The sequence below is a fragment of the Streptomyces sp. AcH 505 genome, from assembly GCF_000818175.1.
Lineage (GTDB): Bacteria > Actinomycetota > Actinomycetes > Streptomycetales > Streptomycetaceae > Streptomyces.
This window is the reverse complement of the sequence record NZ_JTIY01000001.1, coordinates 5,932,877-5,947,244: the sequence shown is the minus strand read 5'-3', so window position 1 is coordinate 5,947,244 and position 14,368 is coordinate 5,932,877. Positions and strand designations below refer to the sequence as shown.

Annotated in this window: 8 protein-coding genes; 2 read left to right on the top strand and 6 right to left on the bottom strand. The window is 72.8% G+C overall.

What is annotated here, in order from left to right; translation table 11 throughout:
* A partial coding sequence (locus tag HY68_RS26585; RefSeq protein WP_041993299.1) for an alpha/beta fold hydrolase occupies positions 1-1,424 on the top strand: 1,424 nt, incomplete at its 5' end.
* A gap of 216 nt (positions 1,425-1,640) precedes the next feature.
* On the opposite strand, the gene sbnB is transcribed toward HY68_RS26585, so the two are convergent.
* The 6 genes from sbnB to HY68_RS26555 form a co-directional block, all read right to left on the bottom strand.
* Positions 1,641-2,648, bottom strand: coding sequence for a 2,3-diaminopropionate biosynthesis protein SbnB (gene sbnB / locus HY68_RS26580; RefSeq protein ID WP_041993296.1), 1,008 nt, complete (start codon positions 2,646-2,648; stop codon positions 1,641-1,643).
* Between the two features lie 55 nt (positions 2,649-2,703).
* Positions 2,704-3,651 (bottom strand): 2,3-diaminopropionate biosynthesis protein SbnA, encoded by a 948-nt coding sequence (gene sbnA / locus HY68_RS26575; RefSeq protein WP_041993293.1) that lies wholly within the window; start codon positions 3,649-3,651, stop codon positions 2,704-2,706.
* On the bottom strand, positions 3,648-4,868 hold the full coding sequence (locus HY68_RS26570) for a glutamate synthase-related protein (protein WP_041993290.1): 1,221 nt from the start codon (positions 4,866-4,868) through the stop codon (positions 3,648-3,650). Before HY68_RS26570 ends, sbnA begins: the two co-directional genes overlap by 4 nt.
* Positions 4,865-5,881, bottom strand: a complete 1,017-nt coding sequence (locus tag HY68_RS26565) for an asparagine synthetase A (RefSeq protein WP_041993288.1) — start codon at positions 5,879-5,881, stop codon at positions 4,865-4,867. The genes HY68_RS26570 and HY68_RS26565 overlap by 4 nt, the downstream gene beginning before the upstream one ends.
* 73 nt (positions 5,882-5,954) lie before the next feature.
* Positions 5,955-7,268, bottom strand: coding sequence for a methylaspartate mutase (locus HY68_RS26560; protein WP_078863793.1), 1,314 nt, complete (start codon positions 7,266-7,268; stop codon positions 5,955-5,957).
* Positions 7,255-7,725, bottom strand: coding sequence for a cobalamin B12-binding domain-containing protein (locus HY68_RS26555; protein WP_041993286.1), 471 nt, complete (start codon positions 7,723-7,725; stop codon positions 7,255-7,257). The genes HY68_RS26560 and HY68_RS26555 overlap by 14 nt, the downstream gene beginning before the upstream one ends.
* A gap of 365 nt (positions 7,726-8,090) precedes the next feature.
* On the opposite strand from HY68_RS26555, the gene HY68_RS26550 reads away from it, so the two are divergent.
* The coding region (locus tag HY68_RS26550) for a non-ribosomal peptide synthetase (protein WP_041993283.1) at positions 8,091-14,368 on the top strand (6,278 nt) is incomplete at its 3' end.

Sequence of the window (14,368 nt, the reverse complement as noted above, 5' to 3'; positions counted from 1 at the left end):
TCGAATTCATCGGCCGCATCGACAACCAAATCAAACTCCGCGGCTACCGCATCGAACTCGGCGAAATCGAAACCGCCCTCACCACCCACCCCACAGTCACAACCGCGGCCGTGGTGGTACGCGAGGACACCCCCGGCGACAAACGACTGACCGCCTACCTCGTCACCACCCCCGAGACCAGCCCGGACGTCAGCGAACTCCGTGCCCATCTGCAACGCGAGCTGCCGGAGTACATGGTCCCGGCGGCCTACGTCACGCTCGACCAGCTCCCCCTCACCCCCAACGGCAAGGTCGACACCAAAGCCCTCCCCGCCCCCGACCACCACCGCCCCGACCTGGACACCACCTACACCGCTCCTCGCACCCCCACGGAGCACATCCTCACCACCGTCTGGTCCGACATCCTCGGCATCGACACCATCGGCGTCCACGACAACTTCTTCACGCTCGGCGGCCAGTCCATCAGCGCGGTGCGCGTGACCTCCCGGATCCGGGAGGCCGGTCTGCCGATGGCCCTTCAGCAGCTCATGCGGCACCCCACGGTGGCCGAGCTGGCCGCCGTGCTGGACACCCCGGAGTCCGGGGCCGGCGGACTGCTCGTACTGCTCTCGCCCGAAGCCGACCCCGCTCTGCCCACGCTGTTCTGCGTGCACCCGGGCGGCGGGAGCACGCATCCGTACCGGGCGCTCGCACAGCGCCTGGCCGGGGCGTTCACCGTGTACGGCATTCAGGCGCCGGGGCTGAACGCAGGCGAGTCGCCGCTCGTCGGCTTCGAGGCCATCGCGGACCGCTACTGGCGGGAGATCCGCCGGGTGCAGCCGGAGGGGCCGTGCACGATCCTCGGATGGTCAACAGGCGCTGTGATCGCCCACGCGATGGGGGCACGGGACCCGGAGGCGGTGGCCGCGCTGCTCCTGCTGGAGCCGGCGACGACCGGGGACGACCAGCAGGACCGGTTCCAGCGGCACGCGGAGGTGTACCGCCAGGTGAACGCCCTGTGGCAGCGGGGTCAGGGCGAGACCGGCGCCCAACGGGCCCGTACCGAAGGGGAGATGAAGAGTCTGGCCCCGGAGATGAATATCGACGAGGCCGCGATCACGCTCACCGAATGGCTGCCCTACGCGGTGCTGGAGGCCGAGGTGCGCTCGCTCGCCGCCTACCGGCCCGTGGGCTCGGCGGCGGCCGCGACGCTGTTCGTCAGCGACACCGTACGCGACGGCAGCGGCGACGAGGTGCCGCAGGCGCGGTACGTCGCGCACTGGAACGGGCTCTACCCGATGGGTCTGGACATCCGTCCCATGCCCGGTCGCCACATGGAGATGGTGAAGGGTGAGGAGCAGCTGTCCGTGCTGGTCACCGCGGTACGAGAGGCCATGACGGCGAACGGCTCCGGCCGGAAGGCCGGGCTCCTGTTGCCGGCCTGACGGCCATCACGCCACCACAAGCCGCCCCCCGCCCACGCGGGGGGCGGCTTCCGTTCGTCCGGGGCAAGGGTCCGCCCGTTCAGGGGCCTCGGTGCTCGGTGTGGAGTGCGGGGTGCGGGGTGCGGGGTGCGAGGGCATCCGCCCCGCATGACGTCGATGCCCTCGTCCCGGATCCGGGACGAGGGCATCGACGTTGCGCAGGCAGCTCAGGTCAGGTCACCACCGCGTCAACTCCGGTATGAAGCTGGGGATTTCGGTGGCCCGGCCGCTGTCCAGGGCCGTCCGGTAGATGTGGCAGCCGACCGCCAGGTCCAGGACGCCGAGGCCGAACGGGGAGAACACCGTGGGGCGCTTCCGGTCGAGGGTGACCTTGCCGTTCAGGACGTCGGCGAGGGTGCCGTCGACGAAGTCGCGGCTGCCGTACTCGATCTCGGTGAGGTGGGGTGAGGTCTGGGCGGTGAGGCAGTGGTCGATGTCGTCGAGGATGTTGTTGCACTTGATCATGACCGTGGGGTGGATGTCGCGCAGGGACAGGTTCAGGATCAGCTGGTCCGGCAGCAGGGGCTGGCCGTCCGCCAGCCACGGCGCAGGGGCGGTGGTCGCGAGGACCACGACGTCGGCGGTGGCCAGGGCCGCGTCGATCTCGGTGACGGCTCTCGCCTGCCACCCGTGGGCCTCGGCCGCGTAGGCGGCGAACTTCTCTGCGTACGCCTCCACATGGTCGTGGACGAGGCACTCGCCGACGTTGAGGCCGCGGGCCGCGAGGAAGTCGGAGACCGTACGGCCGATGACGCCGGCGCCGACGAAGAGCACCGTGCGGGGCGCGTCGTCGGGGGCCAGGGTCTCCACGGCGAGTGCCGCGGAGGCCGCCGTACGGGCGGCGCTGATGGCGGACGCCTCAAGGCAGGCGAACGGGTAGCCGGTCTCCGCGTCGTTGAGGAGCAGGACCGCCGACGCGCGCGGCAGGTTCTGCCGCACGTTCTCCGGGTAGCTGGCGATCCACTTCAGGCCGGAGACCGGTGCCTCGCCGCCCAGGTGGGCGGGGAGGGCGATGATGCGGGCGCCGGGGTTCTCGGGGAAGCGCAGGAAGTAGCTGTCCGGGTTCACGGTGGCGCCGCGGCTGTGCTGGAGGTAGGTGTCCCGCACGATGTCCAGGATCTCGGACGGCGCGGAGGTGATGACGTCTCGGGCGACGGCCCCGTCGATCACATGGAATGCAGACATCGGTGGTCCCTTTCACGGGAGGGGCGCGGAGTGGTGTCGATGGCGGTGGTGCTGGTCACGCGAGCACACCGAGGTGTGCTCCCACCCAGGCGTCGTTGTAGACCGTGCCGAGGTAGCGCTCCCCCAGGTCGGGTGAGATCGCGGCGATACGGGAGCCGGCCGGGAACACGTCCGCGTACCGGCGGATCGCGGCCAGGACGGATCCGGTGGAGCCGCCGACCAGCAGGCCGTGGGTGCGGGCGAGCAGCCGGCACTCGTGGACCGCGTCCTCCTCGGGGACGAGCACGACGTCGTCGGCGAGGCCGGGTTCGAACAGTTCGGGGATGCGGCTGGCGCCGAGTCCCGGGATGACCCGCGGTCCTGGCGGGGCGCCGAAGATGATGGAGCCGACGGCGTCGACCGCGACGATCCGGGTGTCGGGCGAGAATTCGCGCAGGTACCGGGAGCAGCCGACGAACGTGCCGGTGGAGCCGGCGCCGACGAACAGGTAGTCGATCTGCTGGAGTTCCTTGAGCAGGGTGCGCGCTGTCTGTTCGTAGTGGGCGCGGGGGTTGGCCGGGTTGGCGTACTGGTTGAGCCACACCATGGTGGGGTCGGCCTCGACGCGGCGCCGGATGTGGGCGATGCGGGACTGGAGGAAGCCGCCGTTGGCGTCGACGGTGTCCACGACGACGACCTCGGCGCCGAGGGCGCGCATGTGGTCGATGCTGGTGGCGTTGGTGTTGGGGTCGACGACGCAGGTGAAGGCGTATCCCTTGGTGGCGCAGATGGAGCTGAGGGCGATACCGAGGTTCCCCGAGGACGATTCGATGACGCGGGCCCCGGGGGTGAGGACGCCGCGGTGTTCGGCGTCCTCGACCAGGCTCAGTGCCGTCTTGAGTTTGACGGATCCTGCCGGGTTGAGGCCTTCGATCTTGAGGAAGACCTCGGCGCCGGGTGCCATCCGGGGCAGCCGGACGAAGAGGTCGTCGGTGACCAGCTCGTACGTGTGCTCGTAGATCATGACTCGGGCCTCCACAGGTCCTCGGGGCCGGTCTCGTCCGCCGCGTATCTGCCGAGGGAGCTGACGGCCATCCGCATCTCCAGGGCCATGGCCTCCAGGAGGCGTTCGAGCCCGTGTGCCGGGTCCTCGTCGGCGGCGACGAGCGCCGCGCGGCCGAGGCCGACGGCGCGGGCGCCGAGGGCGAGCAGTTTCACGGCGCGGATGCCGTCCCAGACGCGTCCGCTGGCGAGCAGGGTGCGGCCGGCGGGTTCGACGCGGCGCAGGCACTCGGCCAGGGGCAGTCCGACGTGGCCGAGGAAGCCGGTGGGGGCCCAGCCGGTGCCGCCCTCGGCTCCGTCGACGGTGACGGCGTGGGCGCCCGCGTCCCAGGCGATGCCGGCGGCGTGGCCGACGTCCCTGCCGGGGAAGAGTTTCACCCAGCAGCGGGCGCGGGGGTAGTTGTTGCGCATGAGCTGGATCTGCCGGCGGAAGATCTCGTCGGTGAAGGTGCCGGGGCTGGAGCAGCGCAGGACGGGTCCGCCGTCCGTGAGCCGTTCGACGGCGTACTGTCCTTCGAGGTCGGCGGCGACCGCCTCGCTGATCATGGTGAGGCCGCCGAGTCCTGGCTTGGCGCCCTGGCCGACCTTCATCTCGAAGCCGAGGCGGCCGGAGGCGAGGAGTCCGGAGACGGCGGGGTCGCTGTAGACGTGGTTCCAGACCTCGGAGTCGGCGTCCTCGGTGCTCTGCTGGACGCAGACGCCGCCGACGCCGTCGGGCAGTTCCTCGCAGTAGGCGAGGATGCGTTCCAGCAGACCCTTGCGGTGGTCGTCGCCGCTGCTGCGGAAGCCGTTCATCGGGGCGACGTTCTCGCCGATGACCATGGGGATGCCGAGGCGTCCCGCCTGGCGGCTGAGGGCGAGGCTGGTGCCGGCGACGCGGGTGGAGCCGAGGGCCGACACGTACACCGGCAGCGGGGTGTCGAAGCCGCCGAGCGCGGTGGTGAGGCTGACGTCGGAGTAGAGGGGTTCGCGGCCGAGGTCGATGAGTTTGGCGAGGCGGCCGGGCATGAAGACGGGCGGGGCCAGGCGCAGGGTGTCGATCTCGTCGCCCTGTTCGCGGGTTCCGCCGAAGACGGCGGTGCCGTAGCTGTCGAGCGGCGGGAAGACGGCGGCGGCTCCGTCGCGGGCGCGGGCGCGGATGTCGTCCTCGGGCAGGCCGGGTGCGGTCAGGTACGTCACGGGGACACGACCCCCGCGAGCTTCGGGAAGGCGGTGGCCTGCCACACGGAGTCGAGGCCGGCGACCCAGCGGGTGAGGCGTTCCAGGCCGATGCCGAAGCCGGCGCTCCTGGGGATGCCGTGCCGGGCGACCTCCAGGTACCAGGCGTACTTGGAGGGGTTCTCGCCGGTCTCCCGCATCCGGGTGACCAGGGCCGCGTACTCGCTCTCGCGCTCGCTGCCGCTGCACAGTTCGCCGCAGGACTCGGGCGCGATCAGGTCGAAGTTGAGCAGGGTACCGGGCTCGGCCGGGCTCTCCTTGTCGTAGAAGCCGCGCGAGCCCTTGGGGTAGCCGACGACGAAGAACGGGGCCTCGGCCTGGCGGGAGATGCGCTCCTCGGCCTCCCACTCGATCTCCGTGCCCTCGGCCTGCGGGTACCCGTCGCTGCGCAGCCGCTCGACGACCTCGCCGTGCGGCACGCGGGCGAACGGCCGGGCGACGAACCGGCGCAGGGCGTCGGGATCGCGGCCCAGTACGGCCAGTTCGGCGCCGCACTCGTCGGCGACGGTGGTGACGGCCCGGCGGACCAGGCCCTCGGCGATGTCCATGGCGTCGTCGCGGCTGGCGCCCGCGTACTCGACGTCGATCTGCCGGAACTCGGCGAGGTGACGGCGGGTCGTGCTGGTCTCGACCGGCTCCAGGCGGACGTTGGGCGCGACGAGGAAGATCCGGTCGTACGCCAGTAGCGACGCCTGCTTGTAGAGGATGGCGCTGGTCATCAGCTTGTAGCGGTGCCCGTAGTAGTCGACGTCGACCTGCTTGGCGCCGCGCGAGCCGGGGTCGGTGACGGGGCCGATGATCGGGTGGGACATCTCCACCGCGTCGTCGGCGCGCAGGTAGGCGCGGGCGCCGGCGACCAGGGCCTGCTGGATGCGCAGGGCCGCCCGGGTGCGCGGGTCGCGCAGGTGTTCCAGCGGCGAGGGAAGGGCGGGAGCGGCGGCGAACGCCAGGGGGTGGTCGATCTGGAGTGTCATGTCGGTCCTTGTCCGGTCGACGTACGGTTCACCGGCCCGAAAAGGGCCGCGGAAGGGGAAAGATGACGATCCGTCAGCTCGCTCGGGCGAGCGGGTCGGCGGACGCGTCGTAGCGGGTCTTGACGTGATGCAGCGCGTACATCAGCCCCGAGGAGGTCAGGGGGTGGGTGCTGTGCGCGGTGGCGGTGGGGCCGAGCGGCAGCGACCCGGTACGGGACCACTCCAGCCGGCCCTGCTCGGAGATGACGCTGCGGGTGCGGCCCGCGTTGTCGGGGTGCAGGCAGAAGGGGACGTCGAGGTAGCCACGGGCGAAGGCCCGGATCAGGGCCTGTCCCAGGTCGTCGTGCAGGCCGAGTACGGCCTCCACGAGGGCACGGGCCTCCTCCTCGACGCCGGTGGACGGCGGTGGTGCGGTGCGCAGCTCGGACTGTCCGGCGGTCGTGGCGGTCTCCAGCGCCGTGACGTTCTCGGCGATCGACGGAATGCGGGCGGACTCGGCGGCCGTCTTGACGATGAGGCGTGCGGCTCCGGTCCGTACCGCGAGCCGGGCCGCGTCGGCGACGAGGGCCAGCGCACCGGACCTGGTCTCCGGATAGACGCCCATGTAGGCGTAGACGACCACGTGCCAGGAGGTGTCGGGGAGGTGGTCGGCGGCCAGGGCGCGCAGCGCGTGGACGGCTTCCTCGTCCTGCGCGGCGCTGGTCTGCTGGGCGTAGCTCAGCGAGATGCTGCGCAGTCCGTGCTGCCGGAAGAACATGCCTTCCAGTACGGAGATGGCGACGAGCAGCGAGGGCGGGCAGAGCTGGCCCAGCATGCAGCCGCCGAAGCTCTCCAGGTGCGGTTCGACGCCGGTCGCCCGGAGTTCGGCGAGCCTGCTGCACGTCTCGCCCCACGCCTGCACGGAGGTGGCCAGCGGGATGCGGCCGTAGGGCAGGCAGTACGAGACGGGGCCGCCCTCGGTGGCGTCGAGCCCGGCCTCGACCAGTGCCTCGACGATCCGGCCGGGCTGCGCCGAACCGTGCCGCACCTGGACGGGGAAGTCCTCGCCCCGGACGCCGTCGAGCATCCCGGTGGTGGTGGCGACGGGCATGCTCACGAGCGGGTAGCCGTTGAGCTGGTGGCCCTGGGCGGCGGCGCGGGCGGCGGCAGCGTAGTCACCGACGCGGGTGAAGCTGTCGAGGGTGAGGGTGCCGACGGTGGTGGCGGCCGCGCCACGGGTGGCGAGCAGTCCCGCGCGCATCCTGGCGGGGTCGGCGAACCCCATGCGGGGCTGGACGACGAGTGTGCCGTTGTGCGCCGCTTCGGCCATGAAACGGTGGAAGGCGCCGCCGGGGAGCGGGTCGGTGAGCGGTCCCGCGCTGCCGGGGGCGGGGTCAGCCGACGGCATCGGCGTAGGCCCTTCCGTGCCCGCGCTGGGACAGGGAGTCGAGCAGGGCGAGCATGCGCGGTACGGCGTTCGGCCCGGTCAGGACCGCGTCGAAGCCGGCCTCGGTGAGCGCGGGATGGGCGTCGGGGTCGACGGACCCCTCGGTGTCGAGCTTGCCGCCGATGACGAGCGGTACCCGGGCCAGGGCGGGCTCGGCACGCACCGCGCGGGCGAGGGCCGGGGCCTCCTCGGCGCCGTGCCCGTTGACGGTGCTCACGACGATGAGGCCCGGGGGCCGTGCGGCGGACTCGGTGACCAGGGTGTCGACCGGGACGCAGGCGCCGAGGTTGGTGACCTCCCATCCCTGTTCCTCCAGCGTGAGTTGGAGGAACAGCAGGTTCCAGGTGTGCGCGTCCGAGGGAATGGTGCTCAGGACCGCGTGGGGCGGGCTCTCCGGGGGCTGGTGACGCTGGTACACGACCGGCTTTCCTCTCGACACCGTAGGGGCCTCGATCGCTGCGATCGGGCCGGTCATCCGGGGCAGTCCCCGCCCTGGCCGGGTCCCCCAAGTCCCGCCCGTTTCCAAGGCGTTCGGTGGGACTTCGGGGAGTCGGCTGCGGGCGTACGGGCTGTCGGCGGGTGACGTCGTCCATCGTGGCCAGCGGTGTTCCCCAGCGGCACTGGGCACTTGTGGCCAGCCCCGGGGGCGTCACTTGTGCCCACTGGGGGCGCCCGCGCCCGCGTCCTAACGTGCTGACCGCGGACGTCCTTCCGGCGCCGAACCGCTTGTACCGCTTGTACCGCGTGTATCGCTGACAACGTGCTGACGATGGGGAGTGAACGGTGGCTGATCACCAGGTTGAGGAGTGGCGGCGCGCGCTGGCGGGTCTTGAGCCGCTGGAGCTGCCGGCGGACCGGCGCCCGGCCGACGACGGACCGGGTCCCTCGGACCGGGTCCTCTTCGACGTGCCCGCCGTGACGGCCGCGGCGCTGTCCGCGACGGCGCACGAGCGCGGGACGGAGCTTTCGACGGCCCTGCTGACGGTGTTTCAGACACTGCTCGCACGGCACACCGGCCGGGGCGACGTCCCGGTGGTGGTGCGGGGCGACGACGCGCTGGTGCGGGCCGTACGCGGTCCGGAGGGCGACCCGCAGTTCGAGGACGCGCTGACGCAGGTCGCGACGGCCGTACGGGCGCGCGGCGGCCTGCCGTACGCGGCGCTCGCCGACGCGGCCGACGGCGCGCTGACCGGTGCCCCGTGGTTCGTGTGGCGTACGGCGGGTGAGACGTCGGCGGCGCTCGCGCCCACGGCGCAGCTCACCCTGGAGCTGGCCGCCGACGGCGACGCGCTGCGCGGTGTGCTGGGCTACCGCACCGACCTGTTCGACCGCGCCACGGCCGAGCGTCTGGCGGACCACTTCGGTGTCCTCGCCGGCTCCGCCGCCGAAGCGCCGGGGACGCGGCTGGCCGCGCTGGAGATGCTGACGGCGGCGGAGCGGACCCGGATCCTCACCGAGTGGAACGGCCCCCGGTCCGCCTTCCCCGACACGTCGACCGTCCACCGGCTGGTGGCGGAGCGGGCCGCCCGGCAGCCGGACGCGGTCGCCCTGGAGCACGACGGGCAGCTGCTGACGTACCGGGCGCTGGACGAGCGGGCGAACCGGCTCGCGCACCACCTCGCGGAGCGGGGCGTCGGACCCGGCGCCCTGGTCGCCGTGTGCCTGGACCACGGCCCTGATCTGGTGTGCGCCCTGCTCGGGGTGCTCAAGTCCGGTGCCGCGTATGTGCCGTTGGACCCGTCGTACCCGGCCGAGCGGCTGCGTTACATGGTCGGCGACAGTGCGGCGCCCGTGGTGGTCACGCAGTCCGCGCACGCCGGCCTCTTCGCGCCCGGTCCTGAACTGCTGCTCACCGACAGCGGCTGGCCGGACGGCGACACCCCGGCCCCGGCGGTCGAGGCGGGCGCCGGCGACCTGGCGTACGTCATCTACACCTCCGGCTCGACGGGCCGTCCCAAGGGCGTGCGGGTGGCGCACCGGGGCGTCGTCAACTACCTGCACTGGTGCGACCGCAACTACCCGGCGGCGCCCGGCGCCGAGATCGGCTCGCTGCTGTGCTCGTCGGCCGCGTTCGACCTGACGGTCACGGCGCTGTTCCTGCCGCTGGTGCAGGGGCTGCGCCTGGTGATACCGAACCCGGGTCCCGGGCAGACGGTGTTCGACGCCGCCGTGGATCTCGTGGCGACCGGGGCGCGGATCAGCTTCCTCAAGGCGACGCCGTCACATCTTGAGCTGCTGGTCGCCCGGTTGGAGCGGGACGGGCTGCGGCACGACATCGTGACGGTGGTGGCGGGCGGCGAGGACCTGACACCGGCGCTGACCCACCGGATGCTGACCAACGGCACGGACGCCACGGCCGTCGTCAACGAGTACGGGCCGACCGAGGCGACCGTGGGCAACGTGGTCAGCCGTACGGTGTCGGTGGACCCGGCGGCCGACCATGTGCCGATGGGCCGCGCGATCGACAACACCGAGGTGTTCGTGGTCGGCGCGCACGGCGAGGTCCAGCCGGTTGGCGTGCCGGGCGAGTTGCTGATCGGCGGCGTGAACGTGGCCCTCGGCTATCTGGGCCGGCCCGACCTGACGGCGGAGCGGTTCGTGCCGCACCCGTTCTCCGCGGACCCGGACGCCCGGGTGTACCGCACCGGGGACCTGGTCAAGTGGCTGCCGGACGGCCGCCTCGTCTACCTCGGCCGGATCGACGACCAGGTCAAGCTGCGCGGTCACCGGGTGGAGCTCGGCGAGATCGAGAACGCCCTGCTCGCCCGGCCCGGTGTGGTGGCGGCGACCGTCGTGGTCCGCGAGGACGTCCCCGGCGACAAGCGCCTGGTGGCCTACCTGGTGACGGCGGACGAACCCGGTCCTGCGACGCCCGAGCTGCGCCGCGCCCTCGCGCGGGAACTGCCTGAGCACATGGTGCCCGCCCGCTACGTGACACTGGAGCGGCTTCCGCTGACACCGAACGGCAAGGTCGACCGCAAGGCGCTGCCCGCACCGCAGGGCCACCGGCCCGAGCTGTCCGTGGCGTTCACGGCGCCGGGCACACCGACGCAGATCGCGGTCGCCGGTATCTGGGCCGAGTTGCTGGGTGTGGACCCGGTGGGCGCCGACGACGACTTCTTCGAGCTGGGCGGACACTCCCTGCTGGCCGCCCGGGTCGCCTCCCGGCTCCGCCGCGACCTGGGGGTGGACGTGTCCCACCGCACCCTGTTCGAGGCACCGACCCCCGCGCTGCTGGCCGCCGCCGTCGACGCGCTCGACCCGGGCACGGTGACGGCGATGGGGCGCGCCGACCGGTCGGCGGGGCCGCTGCCGCTGTCGTTCGCCCAGCAACGCCTCTGGTTCCTGGACCAGTTGGAGCCGGGACGGGCGGAATACATCGTCCCGGCCGGGCTCCGGGTCACCGGGCGCTTCGCCCCTGACGTGTTCGGCGCCGCGCTGACGGCGCTGGTGGCCCGGCACGAGATCCTGCGGACCCGGTTCGTGGCGGACGCCGCGGGCCGCCCCGCGCAGATCGTCGAGGCGCCGCGCGACGTGGCTGTCGAGGTGCGCGACGCACGGGACCTCGGCGGCGAAGCGGCGCTCGGCATCCTGCGCGAGGCGGCGGGAGCGCCGTTCGACCTGGCTGCGGGACCGCTGCTGCGGGCGGTTGCGGTGCGTGTCGCCGACGAGGAGTGGCTGCTGCTGATCGCGCTGCACCACATCGTCTCCGACGGCTGGTCGGAGGGCATCCTGGCCCGTGAGCTGCGGGAACTGTACGGCGCCGCGGTCGCGGGACGCGAAGCCGGCCTCGTACCCCTGGAGTTCCAGTACGCGGACTTCGCCGCCTGGCAGCGTACGGCCCTGGAGGGGCCCGCGCTGGACGGTCAGGCGGCGTACTGGCGCGACCGGCTCGCCGGCCTCCAGCCGCTGGAGCTGCCCGCCGACCACCGCCGGCCGGCGGAGCGGTCGGGGCGCGGAGACGCGGTCGCCTTCACCGTGCCCGCCGGCGTGGTCGACGCCGCCCGGCGGACCGCCGCGGGGCAGGGCGCCACCCTGTTCATGTCCCTGCTGGCGGTGTTCCAGCTGCTCATGGCGGAGTACAGCGGGCAGGAGGACATCGCGGTCGGCAGCCCGGTCGCGGGCCGCGGCCGGGCCGAGACGGAGGAGCTGATCGGCTTCTTCGTCAACACGCTCGTGATGCGCACGGACCTGGCGGGCGATCCGAGCTTCGGTGAGCTGCTCGACCGGGTCAGGGACACCGCGCTCGGCGCCTACGACCACCAGGAGCTGCCGTTCGAGCGGCTGGTGGAGGAGCTGGCGCCGGAGCGGGACCTGTCGCGCACACCGCTGTTCCAGACCATGTTCGTGCTCCAGAACACCCCGGACGGGAACGCGTGGGGGCTGCCGGGTCTTGGCGTCGAGCCGTTCGCTGTGCGGGCGGAGGAGGCCAAGTTCGACCTGACGCTGTTCCTGACGGAGCGGCCCGACGGTTCGCTCGACGGGAACCTCGTCTTCGCCGTGGACCTGTTCGACCACGCGACGGCGGCGCGGCTGGCCGGTCACTTCACCACGCTGCTCGAAGCGGCGGTGTCGGACCGGCAAAAGCGGCTGTCGGAGCTGGAGGTGTTGACCGGCGCCGAGCGCCGCCTCGTACTGACCGAGTGGTCCGGGACCGCGTCCCTCGCCCGGGACGCCGACACGACGGCGCACCGGCTCGTCGAGGAGCGTGCCGCTCAACTGCCGACTGCAGCAGCGGTGTTGTCGGAGCCCGGGGAGCTGACCTACCGGGAGCTGAACGAGCGTGCCAACCGGCTCGCCCGGCACCTGCGCTCGCTCGGCGCCGGTCCTGGCCGGGTGGTCGCCGTCTGCCTGGAGCGCGGGCCCGACCAGATCACCGCGCTGCTCGCGGCACTGAAGGCCGGGGCGGCCTACCTGCCGCTGGACCCGGAGCTTCCGGCCGACCGGCTCGCCTTCATGATCGAGGACTCGGCCGCAGCGCATGTGGTGACCGACGCGGCGCACACGGCGCGGCTGCCCCGTACGCCCCACCGCTTCCTCACCGACCAGGACTGGCCGGGGATCGAGGAGCTGGCGACGGACGACCTCGAACCCGCCGCCGCCCCGCACGACCTGGCCTATCTGATCTACACGAGCGGCTCGACCGGCCGCCCCAAGGGCGTACAGATCGAGCACCACAGCCTGGTCAACCTGATCCACTGGACGGTGGAGAGCTTCGGCGCCGCGCCGGGCCGCCGGGTCGCGCATCTCGCCGGTATCGGCTTCGACGCCGCGGCGTGGGAGCTGTGGCCCGCGCTGGCCGCCGGCGCGACCGTCTGCGTACCGGAGGACACGGTGCGGCGCACACCGGAGTTGCTGCGGGACTGGCTGGCCGAGCGGCAGGTGACCGGCACGTTCCTCTCCACGCCCATGCTGGAGGCGCTGGCCGCGCTGGACTGGTCGGGGCCGACCTCGCTGGCGTACGTCCTCACCGGCGGTGACGCGCTGCGCCTGCCGGCCGGGCTGCGGCTGCCGTTCCGCGTCGTCAACAACTACGGTCCGACCGAGTCGACGGTGGTCACGACGTCCGCCGAGGTGGTGCCCGGGGTGCCGGTGCCGCCGATCGGGCGGCCGGTACGCAACACCGTGGTCCATGTCGTCGACCGGCACGACCGGCCGGTGCCGATCGGTGTCCCTGGCGAACTCCTCGTCGGCGGCGCCGGGTTGGCGCGGGGCTACCAGGGGCTGCCGCAGCAGACGGCGGAGCGGTTCGTCACCCTGGACATCGACGGCACCCCCCGGCGGGCCTACCGCACCGGGGACCGGGTGCGGTGGCTGTCCGACGGGCAGCTGGAGTTCCTGGGACGCCTCGACGACCAGGTGAAGTTGCGCGGCCACCGCATCGAACCGGGCGAGATCGCTTCGGTACTGCTGGCAGGTCCCGATGTCACGGCCACGGCCGTCGTCCTGCGCGAGGACGTCCCGGGCGACAAGCGCCTGGTGGCGTACGTCGTGCCGGACGGCCAGCCGCCGACCGCCGAGGAACTGCGCGTGAGGCTGCGGCGCGAACTGCCCGACTACATGGTGCCGTCCGCCTTCGTGACCCTGGACCGGCTGCCGCTCACCCCGAACGGCAAGGTGGACCGGCGCGCGCTGCCCGCGCCCGAGCCCCGCTCGGCCGAGGCCGGCGTCGCGCCGCGCACACCGGCCGAGCACGCCGTGGCGGTGGCCTGGTCGCAGGTGCTGGGTACGGACGTCACCCGGGTCGACGACAACTTCTTCGAGCTGGGCGGCCATTCACTGCTGGCCACCCAGGTCACCTCGCGGCTGCGGGCCGCACTCGGCGTGGAGGTGCCGGTACGCGCCCTGTTCGCGGCGCCGACCGTCGCCGCGCTCGCGGCCGTCGTGGCCGAGCTGGACGTGGACGACGCGGGGCGGATCGCGCCCGTCGCCAGGACGGGCGCCCCGCTGCCGCTGAGCTCCGCCCAGCAGCGGCTGTGGTTCCTTGATCAACTGGAGCCTGGACGCGCCGAGTACGTCGTACCGTTCGCGCTGCACGTCCGTGGCGTACTGGACGCCTCTGCGCTGGACACGGCGCTCACGGCGATGGCGGCGCGGCACGAGATCCTGCGGACCCGGTTCGTCACCGACGACGGCGAGCCGGGGCAGGTCATCGACGCGCCGGCGCCGGTGGGAGCGAGCGTCCACGACCTGCGGCACATCACCGATCCGGCCGAACGGCACGCGGCGGCACGGCGGTTCGCCGAGGACGAGGCGGGTCACCCGTTCGACCTGGCGACGGGTCCGCTGCTCCGCGCCCATCTGGTACGGCTCGCCGACGACGAGGCGTTCGTTTTGGTGACGGTGCATCACATCATCGCCGACGGCTGGTCCGAGGGCGTCATGGCGCGCGAGCTGCGCGAGGGCTACCGGGCGGCTGTCGCGGGGGTCGCGCCGACCGGACTGCCCGAACTGCCGCTGCAGTACGCGGACTTCTCCGTATGGCAGCGGGAGCGGCTGGCCGGTGACCTGCTGGAGGAGCAGCTGGCTTACTGGCGGGAGCGGCTGGCCGGGGTGGAGCC